Source organism: uncultured Methanobrevibacter sp., from assembly GCF_902770715.1.
Classification (GTDB): Archaea; Methanobacteriota; Methanobacteria; order Methanobacteriales; family Methanobacteriaceae; genus Methanocatella.
Genome location: NZ_CACXTS010000073.1, coordinates 1 through 2927, shown reverse-complemented (window position 1 = coordinate 2927; position 2927 = coordinate 1). Strand labels below are relative to the sequence as shown.

Genomic DNA, 2927 nt, shown 5'->3' with positions numbered 1-2927 from the left:
ACGAAGTTCTTGAATCTATAGCTCCGTGGAATTTAGCCAAGAAATTTGACTCTGAAAAGAAATGATCGGAAATCATTTCCGACCATTTACAAATTTTTCGATCATGAGGTCATTATGGAGCGTTTACCAAGTTTAAGTCCCATATAATTTCTAATGAGGTTTTAGATTAACTCATGCCGTGGAGCAAAAATTTTAATAAATATAATTTCCAGTTCAAGAGGTCATTATAGATGCGTTTACTGTATTCTGTTTAGATCTCAATTCTGTAAACCAATTTACTTATTTTTTTCTATAAAAGTTTTAGCCTGCTCTATACCACCAAGATTAGTTACTTTTGTAAAACCTGCTTTTTCTAGCATCTGTTTTGCAAATTCGGCTCTTTTCCCAGATCTACAATAAACATAAATAGTATCGTCCTTATTTATGTTATTTTCATTTATTCCCTCAATGATTTTGGAATGTTCAATATTAATGGCATTATCAATATGATCACCGGCATATTCTTCAGCTGTTCTCACATCTATATAATAAGTTTCAGCATACAAATTTGCTGAAACAAGTGTGAATAATGTTGAACAAAATATTTTTTTTACAAGATCTCTCATTTCAATAATTCCTTAACTGCTTCATCATTTAAAATATTATCTCTAAGATATCTAAACAACTCTGTTGAATAATTTACATTTCCAGTTTTTTTATTATCCCTAGCCTTTACAATAAGTTGCCTTAATTTATTTTTATCTACGCTCTCATTACTATATGAAAGTTTATTAACAATTTGCATATAATCATCACTCGTCAATAGACTATTTCTCAATTGCTCTAATCGATGAAACTTTGTATTATTGGCTAATTTTTTGCTTATAGTAAAATTAACTTGTTCTTCCAAGTGACTAACTAAAGTTTCATCACAACTTCTCAATAATCTTTCAATATGAAGCATTTGACGTCTAAAAGGTTCAAACTGACTATTTTTTTTAAATTTTTTTGCGCAGATTAGTTCATCCTTTAAAAAATCAGCCTCACCGAAATCTATTCTCTCAAATTCATTATCCCTCAAATCAACAATCTGCTCAGCAAATACATTCAGTTTTTTAGAATCTCTTTTTTTTTGACTCTTACTTATCCAATCATCATATTCGTTAATCTTATCAGTATAATACATGAATTCCTCTTTAAAACTGGGTTTCTTTTTTGAAACTATCTGCAATATCTTTATTAATTAAAGATATCACGGAAAGCAACCACCAAAATCCTAAAAATATTGCTATAAGCATTGCGCTGAGTGTGTATACATTAATTGGAATACCCCATACATATGATTTCGAATATACATTGATAGGTTCACTATATCTGATACTAGTATTCATACTGTTTGTTCCAAAAATCAAGGTATTACCCTTTATTTCAAAATGTTCAGTATTTTCATGTATAATTTTGTTAAGATCTGATAATTGATAGTCTGTCTCTCCACTTATTTTGATATCAGAAATTTCAACAGTACCAACGTTCCTATCAAATAAAAATTTAAAATAGCTAATATTATTCAAGTTCTTTAATTCAAATTTTGAATCAAACTCTCCTGCATTTACATGGAAACTCTGCATCTCATTATCAGAGTATATTTCCTTCTGTTTGTTAGTGTAATAAACTTTTATGTTCTGTTCTTGATCAAATTTTGTCTTCATTGATATTGTTATAGGATCATGTTCTAAAATAGCAGTTCGTAATCCATATGCGATAGAACTAATCAGTGTGATGAACATAGAACAAGCTAAAAATCTAAGAAAATATTTTTTTATATCTGACAGCATAGTTATCTCACAAAACATATAAATTATTTAGAATTATAGCATATAAAATAACTCAATAAAAAAAATGCTAACATGTAAAGTATTAGGTCTAAAATCTCTAGCTTAGACCTTTTTAAAATTCCAAGGCATAGCCTTTTCAAGAATTGCATTTCTCTCTTCAGGTTGAATACCTGGAGCGTTCAATTCTTTTTGGTGTAATCCTATATATCGGAACAAGTATGCAAGGTATTCTCCCAGATGCACCCCGTGTTTTTTACAGGTTTCATGAAATGATGAAAATACGGCTAAAGACTTTGCTCCTTCAACTGAAGCAAATCCACTGGCAGTTGAATGCCTTAACACTGCGAAGTCACGTATAGCCCGCTCTGCATCAGAGTTATCCAAAGGAGCATTTCCATCCTCCATGAGTCTGGTGAATTTTTCCCACTGGTTGTATGCGTACTTGACCGCTTTTATAAACTTGGCTGTATATACCTCCGAGGGGTTTTTACATGCCTGCATTTTCCTGTAGCATTCATCAACCAGTTTCTTAATTTCGTTGAATTTTTCTCTTACCTCTCCCTCTTTCCTTATTTTGGTCCGTTCTTCAGCGGTTTTGCATTCCTTGTCCCTGTGAAAGATGAATTTCAGAAGATTTATTATCTGCTCCGAAATTATGTAATCCTCGCTGTTCTCATTCTTGTGGTTCTTATGCACGTCATAAACATCCCAGAAATATCTGCGAAGATGGACCATACAGCCAACCAGAACAGCGGTGAAGTTTCCTTTATCTATATTGAGAGGGAGGAAAAGGCAAGCACTTTTTTTGATTAAATCCGAAAATTTTTTACCCGTATCCAACCATCCACTAACATATTGATATAGCTGTATTTCTGGGGATTTTTTTACTTCAAACTGTCTTTTACTGAAAGCAATAAAAATTCCTCCGCGTAAAACAGGCTGTTTGCAGAGTCAGTTCATCTTTGTCAGAACAGAGCCGGCAATATCTTTAAATCTTACATTTGATTTAGGGATGAACGGAGTCAACTCATGGAAAGAATATACATCAGCACCGCGTTCAATCTCCTCTTTGGTATTTTCAATTACCTGACGGACCGTTCTATCGGTCAGCGA

Annotated in this window: 4 protein-coding genes; all 4 read right to left on the bottom strand. The window is 32.4% G+C overall.

Going from position 1 to position 2927, the window contains the following annotated elements; all coding sequences use genetic code 11:
• Positions 1 to 275 precede the first annotated feature (275 nt).
• A complete protein-coding gene (locus QZU81_RS10735; protein WP_295591763.1) occupies positions 276 to 605 on the bottom strand; it encodes a rhodanese-like domain-containing protein in 330 nt (109 codons plus the stop codon).
• Positions 602 to 1165 carry a ribosome biogenesis factor YjgA gene (gene yjgA / locus QZU81_RS10730; RefSeq protein WP_295591761.1) on the bottom strand — a complete coding sequence of 188 codons (564 nt, stop codon included), beginning with the start codon at positions 1163 to 1165 and terminating at the stop codon, positions 602 to 604. The genes QZU81_RS10735 and yjgA overlap by 4 nt, the downstream gene beginning before the upstream one ends.
• 10 nt (positions 1166 to 1175) lie before the next feature.
• Positions 1176 to 1814 (bottom strand): hypothetical protein, encoded by a 639-nt coding sequence (locus QZU81_RS10725; RefSeq protein ID WP_295591760.1) that lies wholly within the window; start codon positions 1812 to 1814, stop codon positions 1176 to 1178.
• Positions 1815 to 1916: 102 nt separating this feature from the next.
• Positions 1917 to 2654 carry a transposase gene (locus tag QZU81_RS10720; RefSeq protein WP_295591758.1) on the bottom strand — a complete coding sequence of 246 codons (738 nt, stop codon included), beginning with the start codon at positions 2652 to 2654 and terminating at the stop codon, positions 1917 to 1919.
• Positions 2655 to 2927 lie beyond the last annotated feature (273 nt).